Raw genomic sequence first — 21,388 nt, forward strand, 5'->3', positions numbered from 1 at the left:
TTCGGGCACCGCAAGGCCCGTTCGGCGGGCGGCAGTCGGCCCGGACGGACCCGTGTTCGCCTCCGCTGCTCATGTCCCGTCCGCCCGCGTTCCGGGGAGCGGCATCACATCTCGGGGCACGTCCAGGGAGATTGAGTGACCGTCACACTTCGGGCCGCAGCATCGGCGGGTTGAGCAGCGTGGCGCCGCCGGCCCGGAAGAGCTGCGCGGGGCGGCCGCCCTGGCGGGTGGTCGTACCTCCGGTGGGCACCAGGAAGCCCGGCGTGCCGGTCACCTTGCGATGGAAGTTGCGCGGGTCCAGCGCCACGCCCCACACCGCTTCATAGACGCGGCGCAGCTCGCCGACGGTGAACTCGGTGGGGCAGAACGCCGTGGCCAGCGACGAGTACTCGATCTTGGAACGCGCGCGCTCCACCCCGTCGGACAGGATCTGGGCGTGGTCGAAGGCGAGCGGCGCCACCGGTTCGCCGTCGCGCCCGTATCCGCCCTGTTGCAGCAGTTCCTCGACCGGCGCCCAGCGCGCGTTGCTGGCGTCACCGCCCGCCCGGGGCGCGGGCAGGTCGGGGGCGAGCGCGAGGTGCGCGACGCTGACGACGCGCATCCGGGGGTCTCTCTTGGGATCGCCGTACGTCGCGAGCTGCTCCAGATGGGCACCGTTGTCCTGTGCCGGGGCGGCCGGTTCGTGGGCGCGCAGCCCGGTCTCCTCGGCCAGTTCGCGGGCGGCGGCCTGGGACAGGTCCTCGTCGGCCCGTACGAACCCGCCGGGGAGCGCCCAGCGTCCCTGGAACGGCGGTTCACCCCTGCGCACCGCCAGCGCGCACAGGGCATGGCGGCGCACGGTCAGCACGACCAAGTCCACGGTGACGGCGAAGGGCGGAAAGGCTGACGGGTCGTAGGGCATGCGGCGATCATAGTCGTCTGCCTGACGATAAACACTCCCTTCGTCGGTCGCAACGGTGGCTGATCCACTGCGGTCCGGTACAGGTCTCACCATGTGCTCCCGGCCGTCGTGCGGTGGCTCGTCGTACGAGGTCACGCTCCCAGCTGCAGCCCGTCGGCGGCCTCCTCGACCATGGCGAGGCCGAGCCGGCTGACCCGCACGGAGAAGGGGGCGCCGGCGACTCGCAGCCCGGTCAGGACGAGCTCGCCGAGCGGTGCGCTGCGCATGGGGCGCAGGGTGACCGTCCCGGCGGGGGCGTCGGGGCGGATCCCGGCGAGCGTGGTCAGCAGCAGTACGCCGGCCGCCGCCGCGGTGGCGGCCGGTCGGCACGCCGCCGGATGCGGGACGGGAGCGCTCCCGTCCGTGCGCTGCTCCCCCGCGTACATCTCGGGCAGCCGGTGCCCGAAGGCCTCGCCCGCCGCGAGCGTGCCGCGCAGCAGCGATGCCGCCTCCTTCTCGTAACCGGCGGCGGCCAGCCCCGCGACGGCGATCGCCGTCTCCTGGGTGCGCACGGCTCCCCCTCGGTGGCCGAAAGGGTTGTATCCCGCTTCCTTGGCGCCCATGCCACGCAGGCCCCAGCCCGAGTCCATGGCGGGTCCGCCGAGCAGCCGGGCGAGCTGTTCGGTCTGCACCTTGTCGAGCAGCCCGGGTGCCCGCTCGCCGCCGCCCAGCAGGCCGGTGTCGAGGAGGTGGACGGCTGCCGTGCCCAGGTGCGGGACGGGACGGCCGTCGGGAGCGCGGGCAGCCGCGGGCCGCCCGCCGCCCAGGTCGTCGATCCAGAAGTCCTCCCGGAACGCGGTCCGCGCTTCCTGCGCCCATTGCCGCAGTCCGGCTCCGCCCGGTCTGCCGCAGGCGTCGAGGAGGTCGGCGCCGAGCAGCGCGGCGCGATGGGCGTGGGCCTGCGTCTCGCAGCGGGCCGGACCGGCGGGCTGCGGGTCGCCCAGATACGGGGTGTCCTCGACGGCGGTCCGCAGCCAGGTCAGACAGCGCTCGGCCGCGGGCAGCAGTTCCTCCGTCTCGGCATCGGGAAGCCCCCAGCGGCGGGCCTCCGCGAGGAGCACCGGGAAGAGCAGCGTGGCTTCCGTGCCGGTGCAGCTCGGTGGCAGATGCGGGCCCGCGTCGCGTCGAGGGCCGGGAATCATGCCGGACTGCCGTCCCGCGCCCGGGAGTTGGGTACGGGCCAGGGTCCGCAGGGTGCCTGCGGCGAGCCGGGTACCGAGGGGCAGCGTCATCCGGGCGGCGACGAGCGCCTCGGCCGGGGCCAGGCCGCAACGCCAGGGCGCTCCGGCACCCAGGTGCGTGTCAGTCGGATGTGCGGGGTCGCGCAGTAAGAGGCCCTGAAGATCCTCGATGCTCGTCCGCAGGAGCTCCTGGGCCCTGGGGTCGTCGCCCGCCGCCCGTGCGGGAGCCAGGGGGCTCGTCGCCGCCCTGCCCACGGCCCGGACCGGACCCGCGCCGTCCGGGCGGACCCGCAGTTCCACGCTCGTACTGCCTCCTGGGGGCAGGACGAACTCCCAGCGCAGCAGTCCGGCCGAGGCCAGCGCGTCGGCGGGCGGAGGGTCGGCCGTGACCGACGAGTTGCCGAGGGGAGAGGACCAGCGCAGCCCGGAGTCGTGGACGCTGGCGGTCAGTTCGGGTCCGGGCGTGCCGCTCGCGATCACTCCGAGGTCGGCCAGGTCCGTGCCGAGGGCCACCTCGACCGGCAGTCGCAGCGGGCGGAGGGCCGCGCTGTGCAGGGTGATCCGTTCCGTGCCGTCCGCGTGCCGGACGCGCTCGACGACGACATCCGGGTCCGGGCCCGCGTGCGTGGAGGTGCGGAGGGTGCCCACGAAACGGGCGCTGTCGGCCGCCGTCATCCGCGCCTGGACCCCGAGCGGCTCCCGCCCGGCCACCCGGACCTGGCAACGGGACAGCACACGCCGGCCCGCCCGGTAGAACCCCTCCAGCCCCTGTCCGGTCAACTGCCCCTGCTCCGTGGAGATGGCGAGGCCCGGGAGGGCCACGCAGATCAGCGCGGTGTGGGAGGGCGGCAGGTCGACGGAGCGGCGGGGTGGGGGGAGTGGGGCGCCGTGCGAGGGGGGAGCCGATCTGTCTGGCGGGGTCGCGGGCCTGGGTGCTGTGGGAACGCGGCCCGTGGACGGTGGGGGCGACAACCCTTCTCCAGTGGGTGGTCCCGAGCGACGTGGTCGATTGTTCGGCGGGGCGGGGGAAGGGCCATGCCCCGCCGACCGCTCGGAACGACTGGCTGAATCCGTAGCCCATGCGGAGGGCGCCCCCTCGAAACGGCCGGCCACCTCCGTCACCCATACGGACGGTAGCCCCTGGTCGCGCGTTGGACTTGAGCGCGTGGCCTCGGGCGTCGGCAGCCCGTCAGAGAGGGCGGTCTCCTCCGCTGCCGCAGGCGGACGCCCCTCCCGGCCCGGGGACGTGGAAGCGTCGTCCCGACTCCCTGGCAGTCCGTCGCGTGTCGTGGGCCGGGACGCGGTGGAGCGGTTGTCGGCGGCGGAGGGCGGAGTCGGCTGATACATGGGCGGCTTCCTCTGCGCTCTGTGCGCCTCGGGCGTGTGCGGCGGCTGCGGGGCGGGATCCTGAACGGCTGGGCGGTGCGACGGCACACCCCGTCCAGGCGTTCCGCCACTCAGGTGAACGGAACAGAACTGCTCGGGGTCACGCCCGCAACCGGCCGAGCCGACCGAATGGCGGCCTGGGTCCAACCCACCAGAGCCCCCTGGACCCGGGCCGCCAGGGCCCCTTGGGTCAGGACCACCAGGGCTCCTGGATCGTCGTCCCTTCAACGCGTGAAGTCGCGCACTGAACCAGCCTCGCCTCCTCATGCGTCCCCCTCGGCGTCACCGGCCCTGCTGCGCGCACTCCCCTTCCGCGTACGGTTCACGCGCGCGCCGGAGTCGGGACGCCTGCTCCCCGGTGACGACGTGCGCGGACGGGAGCCGCTCGCCCCCTGTCCCTCCGCGCTCGCGACAGCGGCGTCAGCGGAACGCGTCCGGCGCCGACGCCCCGAGGCCGATGCCGGGGCCGGTGCTGTCGATGCCGGGGCCGGTGCCGGGATCGTGCAGGGCACCGGATCGTCGCCCGCCACGGATTCCTCGGCGGCACCGACGGATCCCGATGGCTCCCGGTCCACGCGCTCCGCCCGCAGACACCGGCGGATCGATTCCGGGTCCAAGCCCTCGTTGCAGGCCTGGTGCAGCAGCCGCGCGAAGAGGTACCCGGGGTCCGCGCCGAGCGCCATCGCCAAGGCCTCCCTGGCCTCCAGTTCGTCGCCGGTGGACCAGGCGACCCAGCCGGCGAGGGTGAGGGGCGCCGCGGCGTGTTCGCCGTACGGCCCGACACAGCGACGTGCCAAGGCCCGCCAGAGGCGCAGGGCGTACCCGGCCTCGTCGCCTTCCATCCACTCGGCCGCGCGGTCACGGGTCGTACGGTCCTGGAGGCCGAGAATGAGCGTCGCGGCCTCGTCGTGGTCGAGCAGTTGGTCGTCGCGCAGATCCGCGGTGAGGGTGCCGGACACGGGCGGTGCCTGGGCGAAGCGCCGCATGATCTGCCTCGCCAGCTCCAGCGTCTCCGCGGCCACGCCGGCACGGCTCGCCCCGTCGAGAATCCTCGGGACGATCGCCATGCTGCCGGTGTCCAGGGCGATCTCCTGGGCCAGGGCGGTGGCGTTCTCCCAGGGCAGCAGCCTGCCCCGCAGCTCCCGGAGGGTGCCGCGCACCTGGAGACCGGCGTAGGTGGCGGCGGCCGCCAGTACGGAGGTGCCGGGCAGGCCCATCGCCTTGCCCTCGGGCGGGCAGCACGCCTCGCTCACGCAGCAGTACGACCAGAAGCGGCCGTCGGAAATGCACAGTGCCTCGATCACCGGTACATCGAGGCTCCCGCACTCGACTCGCAACCTCTGGGCGAGCGCCCGGAGCCGTTCCATCACCTGCCTGCCGGATTCGCCCTTCCCCGGCTCCTGGCAGAGGTAGGCGACCATCTGCTCGGGCCGGGCTCCCCTGCGCTCGCTGCCCGTGACCAGTCCTCGGGCCAACTGCCGTGCCACATCGGGCCAGTCGTCGGGGCTCGCGGGGATGCCGAGCCGGGCCCGGCCCCCGAACCGGCCGCGCCCTTCCTGGTCGTGGAGGGCGACCAGGACGATGCTGTCCTCTGGGCGGTAGCCGAGCAGATACGGCAGCGCGTCCGCCAGTTCGGCCGGAGTGCGGAGCGTCACCTGCTGGTCGCTGTGGCCCTCGTACGCGGTGCAGTCGAGGCTCTCCGTTCGCCCCAGGCCCTGGTCCTGGGTCTTCCCCCGTCCCTGACCCTGCGCGCCTCGGCCTTTGCGAGGTCCGCTTCCCGCCGTTTCGCCGTTTTCAGGGGATCCAGTCGTTTCGCTGTGATTCGTCATGCGCAGACGATCTCGCGGATCATGAAGTTCCGCTTTGCCCTGTGGATAACTAAGGTCAGGGACACGTCAGTACCGGCATGCCGCCCCACCCTCCCGACCTCACCGGGCCCGGATTGTCAGTGCCGTCCTGTTGTATGGACGCATGGAGCACACGAGCAACGCGGATCTCCGGGCGGCCGCCAACGCGGTCCTCGCCCGTCTCGTCGGGGACACCACCGGCACGGCCCGGCTGCGTGAGGACCAGTGGCGGGCGATCGAGGCGCTGGTGGCCGACGGACGGCGGGCCCTCGTCGTCCAGCGCACGGGCTGGGGCAAGTCCGCGGTGTACTTCGTGGCGACGTCGCTGCTGCGCTCCAGAGGCAGCGGCCCCACCGTGATCGTCTCCCCGCTTCTCGCGCTGATGCGCAACCAGGTCGACGCGGCGGCCCGGGCGGGCATCCGCGCGCGCACCATCAACTCCTCCAACACGGAGGAGTGGGACACGGTTCAGGCCGAGATCGCGGCGGGTGAGGTCGATGTTCTGCTGGTCAGTCCCGAGCGGCTGAACAACCCGGACTTCCGCGACCAGGTGCTGCCCAAGCTGGCCGCCGCCACCGGGCTTCTCGTGGTGGACGAGGCGCACTGCATCTCCGACTGGGGCCACGACTTCCGCCCCGACTACCGGCGGCTGCGCACCATGCTCGCCGACCTCCCGCCGGGCGTCCCGGTGCTCGCGACGACCGCCACCGCCAACGCGCGCGTGACCGCCGACGTGGCGGAGCAGCTCGGCACCGGAGGCACCTCGGACGCCCTCGTCCTGCGCGGCCCGCTGGACAGGGAGAGCCTGAGCATGGCCGTCCTTCCGCTGCCGGACGCCGCGCACCGGATGGCCTGGCTGGCCGACCATCTGGACCAGCTGCCGGGCTCCGGCATCATCTACACGCTCACCGTGGCCGCCGCCGAGGAGGTCACCGCGTTCCTGCGGCAGCGGGGCCACACCGTCGCCTCGTACACGGGCAAGACGGAGAACGCCGACCGCCAGCAGGCCGAGGACGACCTGCTCGGCAACCGGGTCAAGGCCCTGGTCGCCACCTCCGCGCTGGGCATGGGGTTCGACAAGCCCGACCTCGGTTTCGTGGTCCACCTGGGCTCGCCCTCCTCTCCCATCGCCTACTACCAGCAGGTGGGGCGCGCGGGGCGCGGTGTCGAGCACGCCGAGGTGCTCCTCCTGCCGGGGCGGGAGGACGAGGCGATCTGGGAGTACTTCGCCTCGCTGGCCTTCCCTTCGGAAGAGCTCGTACGCCGCACGCTGGACGTCCTCACGCGCGCGTCCGGTCCCATGTCGCTGCCCGCGCTGGAGCCCCTGGTGGAGCTGCGCCGTTCCCGGCTGGAGACCATGCTCAAGGTCCTCGACGTGGACGGGGCCGTCCAGCGGGTGAAGGGCGGCTGGATCGCGACGGGGGAACCGTGGACGTACGACGGCGACCGTTATGCCTGGGTGGCCCGGCAGCGCAAGGCCGAACAGCAGGCGATGCGGGACTACGCGTCGACGACGGGCTGCCGTATGGAGTTCTTGCAGCGTCAGCTGGACGACGAGGGGGCCAAGCCCTGCGGCCGCTGTGACAACTGCGCGGGCGCGCGCTTCACGGCGGACACCTCGGCGACCGCACTGGACGCGGCGCGCGTCGATCTGGGCCGGGCGGGCGTCGAGGTCGAACCGCGCCGCATGTGGCCGACGGGACTGCCGGCGATCGGAGTCGAGCTCAAGGGGCGCATTCCGGCCGGTGAACAGACCGCGCCGGGGCGGGCGTTGGGCCGGCTGTCCGACATCGGATGGGGCAACAGGCTGCGGCCGATGTTCGCCACGCAGGCGCCGGATGGTCCGGTGCCTGATGACGTCGCCAAAGCCGTGGTGGGCGTGCTGGCGGACTGGGCGAGGGGTCCGGGCGGCTGGGCGTCGGGGACGGCGGACGCCCAGGCACGGCCCGTCGGCGTCGTCACCCTCCCCTCCCGCAGTCGGCCGCGACTCATCAACTCCCTGGGGGCGCACATCGCGGAGGTCGGCCGGCTGCCGCTGCTGGGTTCGGTGGAGTACGCGGGCGAGGCGGCCCCGCTCTCCCGGAGCAACAGCGCTCAGCGACTCAAGGTCCTCGACGGGGCACTCGCGGTACCGCCCGCCCTGGCTTCCGCGCTCGCCGAGGCCGGGGGTCCCGTCCTCCTCGTGGACGACTTCACCGAGACGGGATGGACTCTCGCGGTCGCGGCCCGGATGCTCCGACGGGCCGGTGCGCAGGGGGTGTTGCCGCTGGTGCTGGCTGTGCAGGGGTGATGACAGCGCGTCGCGGGGAACTGGTTCAGGCGACAGGATGATGCAGCCCGGCACCTGGGGTGTTCCCACCTTCGTGGGGTGCATCGACATCCCCAGGCGTCGCACGGCGATTCACCGGGTAGGGATATAAACCACACACCGCCAGATTTCGGTCGGTGGCCCCAATTGCTCGTTGCCGCAACCCAGTTCGACAGGAAGAATTGGAGTCCGCTCCCCGCACGGCTTCTCCGTGGTCCGGTAGGGCTCTGCTGCGGTGCGCGCTCCCCCGAATCCGACCTCGCCCGCAGTGTGGGCGCGTAGCCGAAGGGAGGACCGTGACCTTCGGATTCGCTCCGTCCTCCGCGGCATCCACGTCGACGTCTGCCGACCTGTCCGCCGCATCCGCCAACCCGCTGACCCGCATGCTCGAACCCGCGGAGTGGGCCGCAGCCGGAATCCCCCTGCTGCGCAACCCCCGTGAAGTCGTGAGCGGGCTGCACTCCCGCCACCGCCCGAAGCCGGCGACCGCGATCGTGGCCGTTCTCGATCCGGACGAGCGGCTGCGCGCGAGCGCGTCGTTCACCCGGCGCCCGGCGCCGGCCGACGGCTGGATGTTCCGCAACACGCTGCTCGCCCAGCTGCGCCGGGTCATCCCGCACGATCTGCGGCGCCGCACTCCGGTGCGCACCGCCGTGCTGCTCTACTGCCGTGACGGCGACGCGCGTTGGACGGAAGAGGACGGTGCGTGGATGTGGGGCCTCCGGGACGCCTGCACCCTGCACGGGCTGCGCTGCGGCGCGTACATCACACTGACCCGGGACGGCTGGCAGGTTCTCGGCGAGGGCCGTGGCGGCCGTCGCCCCAGCTCCGACTCGACGCCGGAACCTTTCGCCCTGTCCGAGGCACCGCCTCCGCTGCCCCGCACCGGCGGTGCCGCCTCCGAGGTCCTGCGCCGCGCGGCAGCCCGCTGAAGGAAGCCCCTCCGGTAAGAGCCCGGCCCCTCAGGACCAAGAAGTCGGGCGATCGGCCCGTCAGGCCAGGAGTCGGGAGATCGGCCCAGAGACAAGCGGACGGAGCGGTCCGGCCGACAAGGCCCACGGATCGCTCCGGACCTCGGGCCGAACACATCGGCACAGCCGCCCCGTTCGGCCCGCGGCAGGCGTGCGTGAGGAAACCCGAAGGCCGCCCGCTCACCGAGCGGTCACCGCCCAGATCCCGCAGTGCGTGCCGACGACGAAGCTCTCCACCGGTTGGAACCGGATCCGAGAGCGAATGAGGGCGAGGGCAAGCGCGCACGGACCGTCCCCCGGTCATCCGTGCACGGCAAACCCTCCACCGTGCAGGTGCCGCCGCGGCGGCACCTTCTTCACCCCCTGTGTCCCCCCGGACGTGCCGGAAGGAGCTCAGACACCCGCGCCCAGCACGGAGTTGATCTGCTGCGGGTCGCCGCAGACGATCAGCAGGGCACCGGCCCGGCCGTGCGCCAGAGGCAGCACGGTGGCCGCGGCGGAGTCGGACCCGCCGTTGACGGCGACCACGACCACGGGGCGGGTGGCGGCACGGCCCACGGCGGTGGCGTCGGCGTAGAAGACGTCGTCACCGGCGTCATGCTGCGCCCAGTAGGAGGCTTCACCGAAGGACAGCTCGTGGGCGGCCCACGGGTGCTGTTCGCCGGTGGTGACGACCAGTACGTCGCCAGGGGCGCGGCCCGACTCCAGAAGCAGGTCCACGGCTTCCTCGGCGGCGTCGAGCGCACCGTCCGCGGAGGCCGGGATCAGCTGGATCTGCGGGGACGCCGGAGCCGGAGCGGCGGCGTGCGCAGCGGGGCCCGACGGTACGGGCTTGGCGGCCACGTCATGCGGAGCTCGCTGCACCGGAGGCGTGGGCCGGAGGGGGCCGGGACGGCCAGGGCGCGGATGCGCCGCGGGCCGGGGGCCGGGTACGGGACGGGGGGTCGGCGCGGTACGGCCGCTGGCCGAAGTGGCGCGGGGACCCTGGGCACTCTCGTGAATCTGAGGCTCCTCGGGAATGAGAGGCATGGCTGACTTTTATCAAACGTTGGTGCGGCTCGCGCCGGCGGGTGGCACATGAGTGCGAGCGGAACGGTCAGAAATCGAATCCGAGCTGGCCCTCGATCTCCGGAACGCGTCCGTCCGCCCAGGTGCGGGCCTTCTTGAGATGCCGCCACTGCGGCAGCGCATCAAGATACGCCCACGACATCCGGTGGTACGGGGTGGGTCCCCGCTCCTCCAATGCGGCCTTGTGCACGGGTGACGGATACCCGGCATTGTCCGCAAAACCGAAGTCTGCATGGTCGATACCCAGTTCGGCCATCATTTTGTCGCGGTGAACCTTGGCGATCACCGAGGCGGCCGCGACGGCCACGCACGAGCGGTCGCCCTTGATGACGGTGCGGACCTGCCACGGGATGCCGAGGTAGTCGTGCTTGCCGTCGAGGATCACTGCCTCGGGGCGGACCGGCAGGGCCTCCAGGGCGCGAACCGCCGCGAGTCGCAGCGCGGCCGTCATGCCCAGATCGTCGATCTCCTCCGGGGACGCGTGCCCCAGGGCGTACGACGTCACCCACTTGCGAAGCTCCTCGTCGAGCACGGTACGCCGTTTGACGGTGAGCAGCTTGGAGTCGGTGAGGCCTTCGGGGGGTCGACGCAGTCCGGTGACCGCCGCGCAGACTGTGACGGGGCCGGCCCACGCGCCGCGCCCGACCTCGTCGACACCGGCAATGACCTTCGCTCCGGTCGTGGCGCGGAGGGAGCGCTCGACGGTGTGGGTGGGTGGTTCGTACGGCATGGCGCCCTTAGCCTACGCCGCTTGGATCACTCCGCGACACCCCGGTTTCCCCGAGTGGCGTCACGACCGCCGCAACCCGTGTTCAGCCACCGGCGACCCGCAGCAGGGGAACCATCAACTGGTCGATCATCTCCTCGAGATCCCGGTCCCCCCATTCGCTTCCGCACACCTTTGAGCGGTACATCATCATGGCCGGGATGGCGTCGAAGACATAGCTGTTCGCAGCGTCCGGGCGGACCTCATTCCGTTCGATCCCGCGGGTGATGACCTCATGGAGCAGCCTGATCGTCGGCTCGACGACCCCGTCGAAGATCACGCTGTGGAAGCGTTCCGCCTGCATGGGGTCGCATTCGTGAATCACGGCTCGGAGCGCGAAACCGGGGCGCGAGTACATCGCCTCACGCGCCTGCCGGCACAGTTCGAGGAGGTCCTCGCGCACGCTGCCCAGATCCGGTGCCGTCTCGATGATCGGCAGTCCGGCCTGCAGCGCGTCCGCGACGAGATCCTCCTTGGAGGGCCAGCGCCGGTAGACCGCGGCCTTGCCGGTCTGGGCGCCGGCGGCGACGCCCTCCATCGTGAGGCCCTTCCAGCCGACCGTACTGAGCTGCTCCAGCGCGGCGTCGAGGATCGCGCGTTCGAGCACGGCGCCGCGCCGACGGAGGGAGGCCGCCTGAGCGGGGGCGGCCGTCCAGCGCGAGGTAACCATCTGAGTGTCTCCATCGAGCAGAGGAAGCGGGGTTTTCGGGGATACGGGGCCGACGCGCGGCGACGACGGGGGGACACGCCGCGCGACGAGAACTTAAGTGAACGCTTGCGTTCACTATGGGGGACTCACTACGGTTGTCGCGACAGTGAACGCGAGCGTTCACTAAGGCACTTATGGGGGACCCATAGTGACAACCTCTCAGTTGATCAAGGATCAGAAGCCAGGTGCGGCTCGCCGGGAGGGGCATCCCGGCATCGCGCTCGCCGTCATCGCGGCCTGCCAACTCATGGTGGTCCTCGACGCGACGATTGTGAACATCGCGCTCCCGCACATTCAAGACGCTCTCAAATTCAGCACCACCGACCTCACCTGGGTCGTCAGCGCCTACACCCTCACCTTCGGCGGGCTGCTGCTCCTGGGCGGCCGGGCCGGGGACATCCTCGGTCGGCGTCGGGTCTTCACCGCCGGCATCCTGCTCTTCACCTTCGCCTCGCTGCTCGGCGGTCTCGCCCAGGAGCCCTGGCAGTTGCTGGCCGCGCGCGTGCTCCAGGGTGTGGGGGGCGCGATCGCCTCGCCCACCTCGCTCGCCCTCATCACCACCACGTTCCCCGAAGGCCCGGAACGGAACCGGGCCTTCGGAGTCTTCGCCGCGGTCTCCGCGGGCGGCGGCGCGATCGGACTGCTCGCGGGCGGCATGCTCACCGAGTGGCTCGACTGGCGCTGGGTGCTCTTCGTCAACGTGCCGATCGGTGTCCTCATCGCCGTTCTCACCCCGCTGTACATCAGCGAGTCCGAACGGCACACCGGCCGCTTCGACATCGCGGGCGCACTGACCTCGACGGCGGGCATGGCGTCCCTCGTCTACGGCTTCATCCGCGCGGCCGACGAGGGGTGGCGGGACAGCCTGACGATCGGCTCCTTCGGCGCCGCGATCGTGCTGCTCCTGTCCTTCGCGTTCATCGAGACCCGGGCGAAGGAGCCGATCACTCCGCTGAAGATGTTCGCCGACCGCAACCGCTCGGGCACCTACGTGATCATGCTGAGCCTGGCCGCGGCGATGTTCGGCATGTTCTTCTACATCGTGCTCTTCGTGCAGAACGTGCTGGGGTACACCCCGATCGAGGCGGGTCTCGCCTTCCTGCCGGTGACGGTGGTGATCGCCCTCGGCGCGGGCCTGTCGCAGCGGTTCCTGCCCGTGTTCGGACCCAAGCCGTTCATGATCGTCGGCTCGGCGCTCTCCGTGATCGGCCTGTTCTGGCAGACCCTCATCAGCTCCGACAGCTCGTACGCCGGCGGAGTGCTGGGCCCGATGCTGGTCTTCGGCTTCGGCATGGGCCTGAACTTCGTCACGCTGACGATCACCGCCGTCTCCGGAGTCTCCCAGCACGAGGCGGGTGCGGCATCCGGACTGCTCAACGCCACCCAACAGGTGGGCGGATCGCTCGGACTGTCCATCCTGACCACGGTGTTCGGCTCGGCCAGCAAGGACGAGGCGGAGAAGCAGCTGCCGCAGTTCATGGCCGACGCCTCGCCGGAGCAGAAGGCGGAGTTCGCCAAGACCCATGAACTGCCCGCCCCCTGGGGGCATGAGGTGCTCACCCAGGGCATCTCGACGGGCTTCGTCGCCGCGGCCTCGATGGCCGTACTCGCCCTGGCCACCGCCTGGTTCGTCATCCGGGTCCGCAAGAGCGACCTGGAGGCCCTCGCGGGCACGGCGGGCCCCGGCATCGGCTGAGCAGGGCGCACACGCACAGAACGGCGGATGGCCGGACCTCGTCCTGAAGACCGACGGCGAGGACGACGGCCCGGTCATCCGCACTCCGCGCGCGGCTCGCGACGAGAGACGGGCGGCGAGACGCCGTAGAGCACGCACTCCGGCCGCCATGGCAGGCAGGATCAACAACACCGGCATGAACCCCATGACCGCCCCCCTGCGCCCCTCGCCCGTCAGCCGCCTGTGCGCCCCAGGGGTCACACAGCGATTGCCACGACAACGAGCGCACGGTCACGCAGAGTTCCCGACATGCACGGAGAGTTTCCTGCGGGTGGTCGGCGGGAGCTCTCAGGCTGCGGCCGACAGCCACTCCGGCAGTGCCTCGGTCCGCTCCACCCACTCGGCGGGCGGCGTCCCTGCCTTCCCGGAGGCGATCACACCGCCCACGATGGCGCAGGTCGTGTCGACGTCGCCGCCCACCTGGGCGGTCGACCAGAACGCCTCCTCGTAGTCCCCGAGGGACCGCGCGGCCGACCAGAGGGCGAAAGGCACCGTGTCGTGGGCGGTCGTCCGCCGTCCGCAGCCCAGTACGGCCGCGACGGTGCCCGCGTCGTCGTAGTCGAGCATGTCCCGGGCGCGGCGCAGGCCCGCGCCGACGGCGCTCTTCGGCACGAGTGCGACGACTCCGTCGAGGAGCGACTCGGGGCTGGGCGGTCCGCCGGGCGCCGCGGCCAGCGAGGCCGCCGCGGCGACGGCCATGGCGCCCACCACGGCCTCGCGGTGCTGATGCGTCGGGTAGGCCGAGATCTCGGCCTGGTGGACCGCCTGCTCCGGATCGTCCGCGTACCAGGCCCCCAGGGGGGCGATCCGCATCGCGGCGCCGTTGCCCCAGGACCCCTGGCCGTTGAAGAGCGCGGCAGCGAGCTCGCGCCAGTCGCCGCCCTCCCTGACCAGCCTCAGCAGACGGTTGACGGCGGGGCCGTAACCGCGGTCGAAGTCGTGGTGGTGGGCGAAGGAGTGCGCCAGGGCGTCCTGGTCGATCCGGCGGTGGGCGGCCAGCACGGCCACCACGGAGCAGGCCATCTCGGTGTCGTCGGTCCACTGCCAGGGCTCGGACGGAAGCTCGCGGCGCTTCAGCAGCGGATAGTTCACCGGCACGAAGAACTGCGAGCCCAGCGCGTCCCCCACCGCGAGTCCGCGCAGGCTGGACAGGGCGCGGTCCAGGCGCCCGTCGGGAGAGGAGTCAGCGGTCATCGCCCTGCCACTCTATCCGGTGATCCCGTAGGGCTCCGGGTCACGCCAGCGGTCGAAGGGCCGGTCAAGCACGTACCGGCCGTCGTCTCCGAGAACGAGCATCCGCATCTCCGCGTTCCCCGGGTTCGACAGGGACTCGAATTCCGCGACGGTCCAGTGGAACCAGCGCATGCAGAACAGGCGCATGGCGAGGCCATGGGTCACCAGCAGGACGTTCGGCGGATGGTCGGGGGCCTCGAAGCTGCGGTACAGGCTCTCCAGGAAACCGCCGACCCGGTCGTACACGTCGGCCCCGGACTCCCCCTGGGCGAACCGGTAGAAGAAGTGGCCGTACGCGTCCCGGTAGGCCTTCTGAAGGCGTACGTCGTCCCGGTCCTGCCAGTTCCCCCAGTCCTGCTCGCGCAGCCGGGGCTCCTCACGCACGCGTACCAGCTCGGGGTCGAGGTGGAAGGCGCGGAACGTCTCATGTGTGCGGCGGTACGGGGAGACGTACACGCTGATCCGCTCGCGCCCGAACACCTCGCGCAGCCGTTTGCCCGTCTCCTCGGCCTGCTGCCAGCCCCGCTCGGTCAGCGCCAGCGCGTGGTCTGGCTCGCGTTCATACACGGTGTCATCAACATTGCCCGTTGACTCGCCGTGCCGGACAAGGACGATGCGCCGTGGTCGTGCCATGCCAAAACCCTAGATCGGGTGACGGCTCATCGAGCACCCGTACGGCCTCCATACGGCGTAGGTCACACATTTCCTGCACCGTGAGCCACACCAGGGCACACGATTCACAGTCCGGTTCTCACACCGTCCAGCTCGGTTCCAGCTCCACGATGTCGCCCGTCAAGGAGGCCACGTCCGCCTCCGTCTGGGCCCGCAGGGCGAGCCGCTCGATCCGTTCCGTGCGGTACTTGCCGTGTTCGGCGGCCGACTGCCACATCGAGAGCACCAGGAACTCGTGACCCGGCGCCTCGCCGAACAGGCCGCGGATCATGCCGGGCGAACCGGCCATCGCCGGGTTCCAGACCTTCTCCTGCATCAGCGTGAAGTGCTCGGCGCGCTCCTCGTGGACACGGCAGTGGGCGACGCGCACCAGGTCGGTGTCCGTGAAGCGCGGCTCGAATCCGGTCTTCACATCGAAGCGGTAGTCGAAGAGCTTGACCTGCGCGTCCTTGAACGTGCCCGACTGTGTGGACGCGAGCCGGTCATGGGAACGGGCCATGAAGGAGTCGTAGAAAGACCGGCTCTCCCAGAAGGAGAAGACGTGCGCCACTCCGGGCCGCCCCCGGCTCCAGCCTCCGCCCTGTCCCCGAAACCCCGGCTCCCCCAGAAGCCCCGCCCATTTCCGCTGCCCCCGCTCGAAGCCGCGGCGGTCCACCACGGTGCAGCGAATCCACTTGACCAGCACCGCGCCATCGTAAGGCCACGCAGCGTGGCGCCGGTCACGCTCCGGCGGAGATCTCTCCCGCGAGCGGTACGCGCGCGTGGCAGGATGGACAACCGGCTCTGGCTGCATGGCAGTTCGGACCACGGGATACGGGGAAGGGGAAGCCTGGTGAACGCGCTCAACAAGGGGATCCGCAAGGTCGAGGTCTCGTTGAAGTGGGACCCGAGTCCGGTGGGGAGCGCGCCCACCGATCTCGACATCGTCGCGGCGACCTATACCGCGGCCGATCCGTACGGCGAGCCCGCCTATGTGGTGCACTTCGACAGCCGCTCCCCCGACGGCACCATCACCCTCAACCGGGACAGCAAGGACGGCAAGGGCTTCGGCTGGGACGAGGTCATGACGCTGGAGCTGGACCGGCTGGACAGCCGGTACGCGCGCGTGGTCGTCGGTGTCGTGATCCAGCAGCGCTCCCAGGACCGGACGTTCGTCGGCGTGAGCAACCCCGCGCTGCGCATCCGTGAGGGCTACAACGTCCTTACCGAGGAGGACTTCGGCGCGGTCCTCGGCGCCACGGCGGCGACGGCCGGGGAGTTCGTCCGGGACGGCTCCGGCGCATGGGAGTTCCACGCCGGCCTCCACGGCTTCGAGGACGACCCGGCGACGTTCACGAGGGTCATGGGCAAGGCGCACCAGCCCTGATCGACGGCCGGATCAGCAACGGCAAGGGGCGGTGGGACCGGAACCGGCCCCACCGCCCCTCACTGGGTCATACGTCCCAGGTCAGCTGCAACCGCTGGTCGAGCCGCAGCCCTCGCAGATGTAGCAGGAACCGGCCCGCTGCATCTTCGTACCGCAGGAGAAGCAGAGCGGGGCGTCGGCCTGGATGCCCAGCTGCATCTCCACCAGCTCGGCGCTGGTGTGGGCCTGCTTCGGGGCGGGCTTGACCGCCTCGACCTCGATCTTCGGGGTGGCGACGGCCTTCAGCTCCTGGGCGCGCGGCGCCGACTGGGCCAGGCCCTCGACGTCGACCTCGTCCTCGGACGGCTCGTACGAACCGGTCTCCAGGTGGCGCTGACGTTCCTCGGCGGAGTGGATGCCGAGCGCCGAACGCGTCTCGAAGGGCAGGAAGTCGAGCGCCAGGCGGCGGAAGATGTAGTCGACGATCGACTGCGCCATACGGACATCGGGGTCGTCCGTCATGCCCGCCGGCTCGAAGCGCATGTTCGTGAACTTCGAGACGTACGTCTCCAGCGGCACACCGTACTGGAGGCCCACGGAGACCGCGATGGAGAAGGCGTCCATCATGCCCGCGAGGGTCGAGCCCTGCTTCGACATCTTCAGGAAGACCTCGCCGAGACCGTCGTCCGGGTAGGAGTTGGCGGTCATGTACCCCTCGGCGCCACCGACCGTGAAGGACGTCGTGATGCCGGGACGGCCCTTGGGGAGGCGCTTGCGGACCGGGCGGTACTCGACGACCTTCTCGACCGTCTCGCGGATGGTCGCCTCGGCCTTGGCGGTGACCTCGGCCTTCTCCTTCTCCTTGGTCTTGGCGGAGAGGGGCTGGCCGACCTTGCAGTTGTCGCGGTAGATGGCGAGCGCCTTGACGCCCATCTTCCAGGCCTCGAAGTAGATCTCCTCGACCTCCTCGACGGTCGCCGACTCCGGCATGTTGACCGTCTTGGAGAGCGCGCCGGAGATCCAGGGCTGGATCGCGGCCATCATGCGGACGTGGCCCATCGCGGAGATGGAACGCTCGCCCATGGCGCAGTCGAAGACCTCGTAGTGCTCGTGCTTGAGGCCCGGGGCGTCGACGACATTGCCGTTCTCGGCGATGTGGGCGACGATCGCCTCGATCTGCTCCTCCTGGTAGCCCAGGCGGCGCAGAGCCTGCGGGACGGTGCCGTTGACGATCTGCATCGAGCCGCCGCCGACCAGCTTCTTGAACTTGACCAGGGCGAGGTCGGGCTCAAGACCGGTGGTGTCGCAGGACATCGCGAGACCGATGGTGCCGGTCGGGGCGATGACGGACGCCTGGGAGTTACGGAAACCGTTCTTCTCACCGAGCCGCAGCACGTCCTGCCAGGCCTCCGTGGCGGCGGCCCAGATCGGCGTGTCCAGGTCGTCCATGCGGACGGCCTTGGTGTTCTCGTCCGCGTGCTGCTTCATGACCCGCAGGTGCGGCTGCGCGTTGCGGGCGTAACCGTCGTACGGGCCGACGACCGCGGCGAGTTCGGCGGAACGCTTGTACGACGTGCCGGTCATCAGGGAGGTGATGGACCCGGCGAGGGCGCGGCCGCCGTCCGAGTCGTACGCGTGGCCGGTCGCCATCAGCAGGGCACCGAGGTTGGCGTAGCCGATGCCGAGCTGGCGGAACGCGCGCGTGTTCTCACCGATCTTCTGCGTCGGGAAGTCCGCGAAGCAGATGGAGATGTCCATCGCGGTGATGACGAGCTCGACGACCTGGGCGAAGCGCTCGACGTCGAAGGACTGCTTGCCCTTGCCGTCGTCCTTCAGGAACTTCATCAGGTTCAGCGAGGCCAGGTTGCAGGACGTGTTGTCCAGGTGCATGTACTCGCTGCAGGGGTTCGAGCCGTTGATACGGCCGGACTCCGGGCAGGTGTGCCAGTGGTTGATGGTGTCGTCGTACTGGATGCCCGGGTCGGCGCAGGCCCAGGCGGCCTCGGCCATCTTGCGGAACAGCGCCTTGGCGTCGACCTCTTCGATGACCTCGCCGGTCATGCGGGACGTCAGGCCGAACTTGCCGCCCGTCTCGACGGCCTTCATGAACGTGTCGTTCACCCGGACCGAGTTGTTGGCGTTCTGGTACTGGACGGACGTGATGTCGTCGCCGCCCAGGTCCATGTCGAAGCCCGCGTCACGCAGGGCGCGGATCTTCTCCTCTTCCTTCACCTTGGTCTCGATGAAGTCCTCGATGTCGGGGTGGTCGACGTCGAGGATGACCATCTTGGCGGCACGCCGCGTGGCGCCACCCGACTTGATCGTTCCTGCCGAGGCGTCGGCACCGCGCATGAAGGAGACCGGACCGGAGGCGTTGCCGCCGGACGACAGCAGCTCCTTGGAGGAGCGGATCCGGGAGAGGTTCAGGCCGGCGCCGGAGCCGCCCTTGAAGATCATGCCTTCTTCCTTGTACCAGTCGAGGATCGACTCCATGGAGTCGTCGACGGCCAGGATGAAGCAGGCGGACACCTGTTGCGGCTGGGGCGTACCGACGTTGAACCACACAGGGCTGTTGAAGCTGAAGATCTGGTGCAGGAGGGCGTACGCCAGCTCGTGCTCGAAGATCTCGGCGTCGGCGGGCGAGGCGAAGTACTTGTAGTCCTCGCCGGCCTTCCGATACGTCTTCACAATGCGGTCGATCAGCTGCTTGAGGCCGGTCTCGCGCTGCGGGGTGCCCACGGCACCGCGGAAGTACTTGCTGGTGACGATGTTGACCGCGTTCACCGACCAGAAGTCGGGGAACTCGACGCCACGCTGCTCGAAGTTGACCGAGCCGTCGCGCCAGTTGGTCATGACGACGTCACGGCGCTCCCACTGGACCTCGTCGTACGGGTGCACGCCGGGGGTGGTGTGGATGCGCTCGATACGCAGGCCCTTGGCCGTCTTGGTGCCCTTGGCTCGGGAACCTCGTGCCGGACCGCTCGCCGTCTCTGTCATGCCGCCTCCCTGTACGGGCTAAAACGCCCTGAAGTGCCCCGATGTTCCCGTGGCACGGTGTTCTGTCTGGTGTTGCGGGCACCCACTCGCTACCGCCCGCAACAGGTCTTCGATCGCCGCCGTCCGGCCGGCCCCGGTGTCTCCGACCGGGTCCGGCCCGCCGATCAGTCGGCGGCGCGTGCGGGCTCGGGGACCTGTACGGCCTCTCCCGACCCGCGTTCTCCCTGGCTCCCCGATTCCGCGTCTTCGTCGTCCGCGACGGGGTGTCCCGCCGGTTGCCTGAGCTCCGCGATGGCCGCCTCGAAGTCGTCGAGCGAGTCGAACGCCCGGTAGACGGAGGCGAATCGCAGATAGGCGACCAGGTCGAGCTCCTGCAACGGGCCGAGTATGGCCAGCCCCACGTCATGGGTGGTCAGCTCGGCGCTTCCGGTGGCCCGCACCGCCTCCTCGACCCGTTGGCCGAGTTGGGCGAGCGCGTCTTCAGTGACAGGCCGTCCCTGGCATGCCTTGCGCACACCGTTGATGACCTTGGTACGGCTGAAAGGCTCGGTGACTCCGGACCGCTTGACCACCATGAGCGAACACGTCTCCACGGTCGTGAAACGACGGGAGCAGTCCGGACACTGGCGGCGCCTGCGGATCGACGTGCCGTCGTCGGTCGTACGACTGTCGACGACGCGGCTGTCGGGGTGCCTGCAGAAGGGGCAGTGCATGAACTCCCAACCCTCCTCACAGCAGCATCAATAGCCTCGCTGGACCTCATGGGCCCCTCGAAGCAGCCCCAAGCATAGGCGATGACCGGGGCCTCGAAGACCCGGGGGACCACAACTTCTGGGCTGCTGTAGCAATCCAAGCACTAGATGTAGGGATCGGCTCTGCAAACACGCCGTACGCGCGTGTCGCGCCCGTATTGGCATGTGCCGCACGACCAGGCCGCCACACCGAGAGTGCTCGTGCACAGACGTACCGCTGCACGGCATGCGGAGATACCGTGGGCGCCACAGGGAGGGGACGTGGGACTCCCGCGCAGATGAGGGCCCAGCCCCTGTCCGCCGGACACCGGATGGCAGACTGGGGCGACAACCCACGAGGTCGTCATCCGGCGGTGAAGAGTACAGCAATGGGCTCTTTTGTCCGCTAGGCGCCGCGTCAGCCATACACCCAGACACACGATCGCGTCAGGCGATACGCGATTTTTCACTCGAACGTGTGTTTGGCGCAACCTTTCGAAAGCAACTACCGTTGTCCAGCAGGGAGACCATCGAGAGGGGCCGACGTGACCACCACCGCAGACAGTGCCACCATCACTGCCCAGGACCGCTCCCAGGGCCGACTCGAGCCGGTGCATGCGATGAACGAAGCCGTGAATCCCGAGGGGCACAAGCGCTCCCTGCCGGGCCGACCTCCAGGAATCCGGGCGGACAGCTCCGGACTCACCGACCGGCAGCGCCGGGTGATCGAGGTCATCCGGGACTCCGTGCAGCGTCGCGGCTACCCGCCGTCGATGCGGGAGATCGGACAGGCGGTCGGCCTCTCCAGCACCTCCTCGGTCGCACACCAGCTCATGGCACTGGAACGCAAGGGCTTCCTGCGCCGTGACCCGCACCGCCCGCGCGCGTACGAGGTGCGCGGCTCCGACCAGGCCGCCTCCGTGCAGCCCACCGACACCGCCGGCAAGCCCGCCGCGTCGTACGTCCCGCTCGTCGGCCGTATCGCCGCCGGTGGCCCGATCCTCGCGGAGGAGTCCGTCGAGGACGTCTTCCCTCTCCCTCGCCAGCTCGTCGGCGACGGTGAGCTGTTCGTGCTGAAGGTCGTCGGCGACTCGATGATCGAGGCCGCGATCTGCGACGGCGACTGGGTCACGGTCCGCCGCCAGCCCGTCGCCGAGAACGGCGACATCGTCGCCGCGATGCTCGACGGCGAAGCCACCGTCAAGCGCTTCAAGCGCGAGGACGGCCATGTCTGGCTCCTCCCGCACAACGCCGCGTACGAGCCGATCCCCGGCGACGACGCGACCATCCTCGGCAAGGTGGTGGCGGTGCTGCGCCGCGTGTGACGGCTGCGGCGGGCGGACCCTTCGAAGGTTCGCCCTCTGACCGGGCCCCGGGACCCCTGCGCCGGTTCCGGGGCCCAGTGCTGTGCGGGATGCTCGCGGCAGTGACGTCCTCCAAGGGCGGCAGCCGTGTCCCGCAAGGCGTGTGGGGGCGAGCCTGACCTGCGCAGGTCAGGC

At 70.5% G+C, this 21,388-nt stretch carries 16 protein-coding genes; 5 read left to right on the forward strand and 11 right to left on the reverse strand.

Features of this window, described 5'->3' with window-relative positions; translation table 11 throughout:
- Window positions 1–142: 142 nt before the first annotated feature.
- The 3 genes from ABZ928_RS51355 to ABZ928_RS51365 form a co-directional block, all read right to left on the reverse strand.
- The gene (locus tag ABZ928_RS51355; protein ID WP_059198565.1) at window positions 143–901 is read right to left on the reverse strand and encodes an NUDIX hydrolase; all 759 of its coding nucleotides are present in this window, start codon (window positions 899–901) and stop codon (window positions 143–145) included.
- A 131-nt stretch (window positions 902–1,032) separates the two neighbouring features.
- Complete coding sequence (locus ABZ928_RS51360; protein WP_361536377.1) at window positions 1,033–2,943, reverse strand: glycogen debranching N-terminal domain-containing protein; 1,911 nt, start codon at window positions 2,941–2,943, stop codon at window positions 1,033–1,035.
- A gap of 827 nt (window positions 2,944–3,770) precedes the next feature.
- A complete protein-coding gene (locus ABZ928_RS51365) occupies window positions 3,771–5,336 on the reverse strand; it encodes a DUF4192 domain-containing protein (RefSeq protein ID WP_361536379.1) in 1,566 nt (521 codons plus the stop codon).
- A gap of 142 nt (window positions 5,337–5,478) precedes the next feature.
- Between ABZ928_RS51365 and ABZ928_RS51370 the strand changes: the two genes are divergently transcribed.
- Together ABZ928_RS51370 and ABZ928_RS51375 are read left to right on the forward strand one after the other, a co-directional pair.
- Window positions 5,479–7,644, forward strand: a complete 2,166-nt coding sequence (locus tag ABZ928_RS51370; protein ID WP_361536381.1) for a RecQ family ATP-dependent DNA helicase — start codon at window positions 5,479–5,481, stop codon at window positions 7,642–7,644.
- Between the two features lie 314 nt (window positions 7,645–7,958).
- Window positions 7,959–8,594, forward strand: a complete 636-nt coding sequence (locus ABZ928_RS51375) for a hypothetical protein (RefSeq protein ID WP_361536383.1) — start codon at window positions 7,959–7,961, stop codon at window positions 8,592–8,594.
- A gap of 432 nt (window positions 8,595–9,026) precedes the next feature.
- On the opposite strand, the gene ABZ928_RS51380 is transcribed toward ABZ928_RS51375, so the two are convergent.
- The 3 genes from ABZ928_RS51380 to ABZ928_RS51390 all read right to left on the reverse strand — a co-directional run bounded on the left by ABZ928_RS51380 (window position 9,027) and on the right by ABZ928_RS51390 (window position 11,137).
- Window positions 9,027–9,662 carry a hypothetical protein gene (locus tag ABZ928_RS51380; protein ID WP_361536385.1) on the reverse strand — a complete coding sequence of 212 codons (636 nt, stop codon included), beginning with the start codon at window positions 9,660–9,662 and terminating at the stop codon, window positions 9,027–9,029.
- 67 nt (window positions 9,663–9,729) lie between these two features.
- A complete protein-coding gene (locus ABZ928_RS51385) occupies window positions 9,730–10,431 on the reverse strand; it encodes a ribonuclease HII (RefSeq protein ID WP_361536387.1) in 702 nt (233 codons plus the stop codon).
- 82 nt (window positions 10,432–10,513) lie between these two features.
- Complete coding sequence (locus tag ABZ928_RS51390) at window positions 10,514–11,137, reverse strand: TetR/AcrR family transcriptional regulator (protein ID WP_361536389.1); 624 nt, start codon at window positions 11,135–11,137, stop codon at window positions 10,514–10,516.
- Window positions 11,138–11,324: 187 nt separating this feature from the next.
- Between ABZ928_RS51390 and ABZ928_RS51395 the strand changes: the two genes are divergently transcribed.
- Window positions 11,325–12,872 (forward strand): MFS transporter, encoded by a 1,548-nt coding sequence (locus tag ABZ928_RS51395; RefSeq protein WP_361536391.1) that lies wholly within the window; start codon window positions 11,325–11,327, stop codon window positions 12,870–12,872.
- A 327-nt stretch (window positions 12,873–13,199) separates the two neighbouring features.
- Here ABZ928_RS51395 and ABZ928_RS51400 read toward each other — a convergent pair whose 3' ends face one another.
- From ABZ928_RS51400 to ABZ928_RS51410, 3 genes are all read right to left on the reverse strand, one after another.
- Window positions 13,200–14,105: an ADP-ribosylglycohydrolase family protein gene (locus tag ABZ928_RS51400; RefSeq protein ID WP_361536393.1), complete on the reverse strand. Its 906-nt coding sequence runs from the start codon at window positions 14,103–14,105 to the stop codon at window positions 13,200–13,202.
- A gap of 12 nt (window positions 14,106–14,117) precedes the next feature.
- Window positions 14,118–14,777 carry a histidine phosphatase family protein gene (locus ABZ928_RS51405; RefSeq protein ID WP_361536395.1) on the reverse strand — a complete coding sequence of 220 codons (660 nt, stop codon included), beginning with the start codon at window positions 14,775–14,777 and terminating at the stop codon, window positions 14,118–14,120.
- Between the two features lie 118 nt (window positions 14,778–14,895).
- The gene (locus ABZ928_RS51410; protein WP_361536397.1) at window positions 14,896–15,501 is read right to left on the reverse strand and encodes a YdbC family protein; all 606 of its coding nucleotides are present in this window, start codon (window positions 15,499–15,501) and stop codon (window positions 14,896–14,898) included.
- A 147-nt stretch (window positions 15,502–15,648) separates the two neighbouring features.
- Here ABZ928_RS51410 and ABZ928_RS51415 point away from each other — a divergent pair, with 147 nt between their 5' ends.
- The gene (locus ABZ928_RS51415; protein WP_361536399.1) at window positions 15,649–16,182 is read left to right on the forward strand and encodes a TerD family protein; all 534 of its coding nucleotides are present in this window, start codon (window positions 15,649–15,651) and stop codon (window positions 16,180–16,182) included.
- Between the two features lie 81 nt (window positions 16,183–16,263).
- Here the strand turns inward: ABZ928_RS51415 and ABZ928_RS51420 are convergent, their stop codons facing one another.
- Together ABZ928_RS51420 and nrdR are read right to left on the reverse strand one after the other, a co-directional pair.
- On the reverse strand, window positions 16,264–19,158 hold the full coding sequence (locus ABZ928_RS51420) for a vitamin B12-dependent ribonucleotide reductase (RefSeq protein WP_361536400.1): 2,895 nt from the start codon (window positions 19,156–19,158) through the stop codon (window positions 16,264–16,266).
- A 164-nt stretch (window positions 19,159–19,322) separates the two neighbouring features.
- Complete coding sequence (gene nrdR, locus ABZ928_RS51425; protein WP_361536401.1) at window positions 19,323–19,871, reverse strand: transcriptional regulator NrdR; 549 nt, start codon at window positions 19,869–19,871, stop codon at window positions 19,323–19,325.
- 563 nt (window positions 19,872–20,434) lie between these two features.
- On the opposite strand from nrdR, the gene lexA reads away from it, so the two are divergent.
- Window positions 20,435–21,214: a transcriptional repressor LexA gene (gene lexA, locus ABZ928_RS51430; protein WP_059198553.1), complete on the forward strand. Its 780-nt coding sequence runs from the start codon at window positions 20,435–20,437 to the stop codon at window positions 21,212–21,214.
- The last annotated feature ends 174 nt before the right edge of the window (window positions 21,215–21,388 follow it).

The sequence above is a fragment of the Streptomyces sp. NPDC046909 genome (assembly GCF_040644695.1).
Lineage (GTDB): Bacteria > Actinomycetota > Actinomycetes > Streptomycetales > Streptomycetaceae > Streptomyces.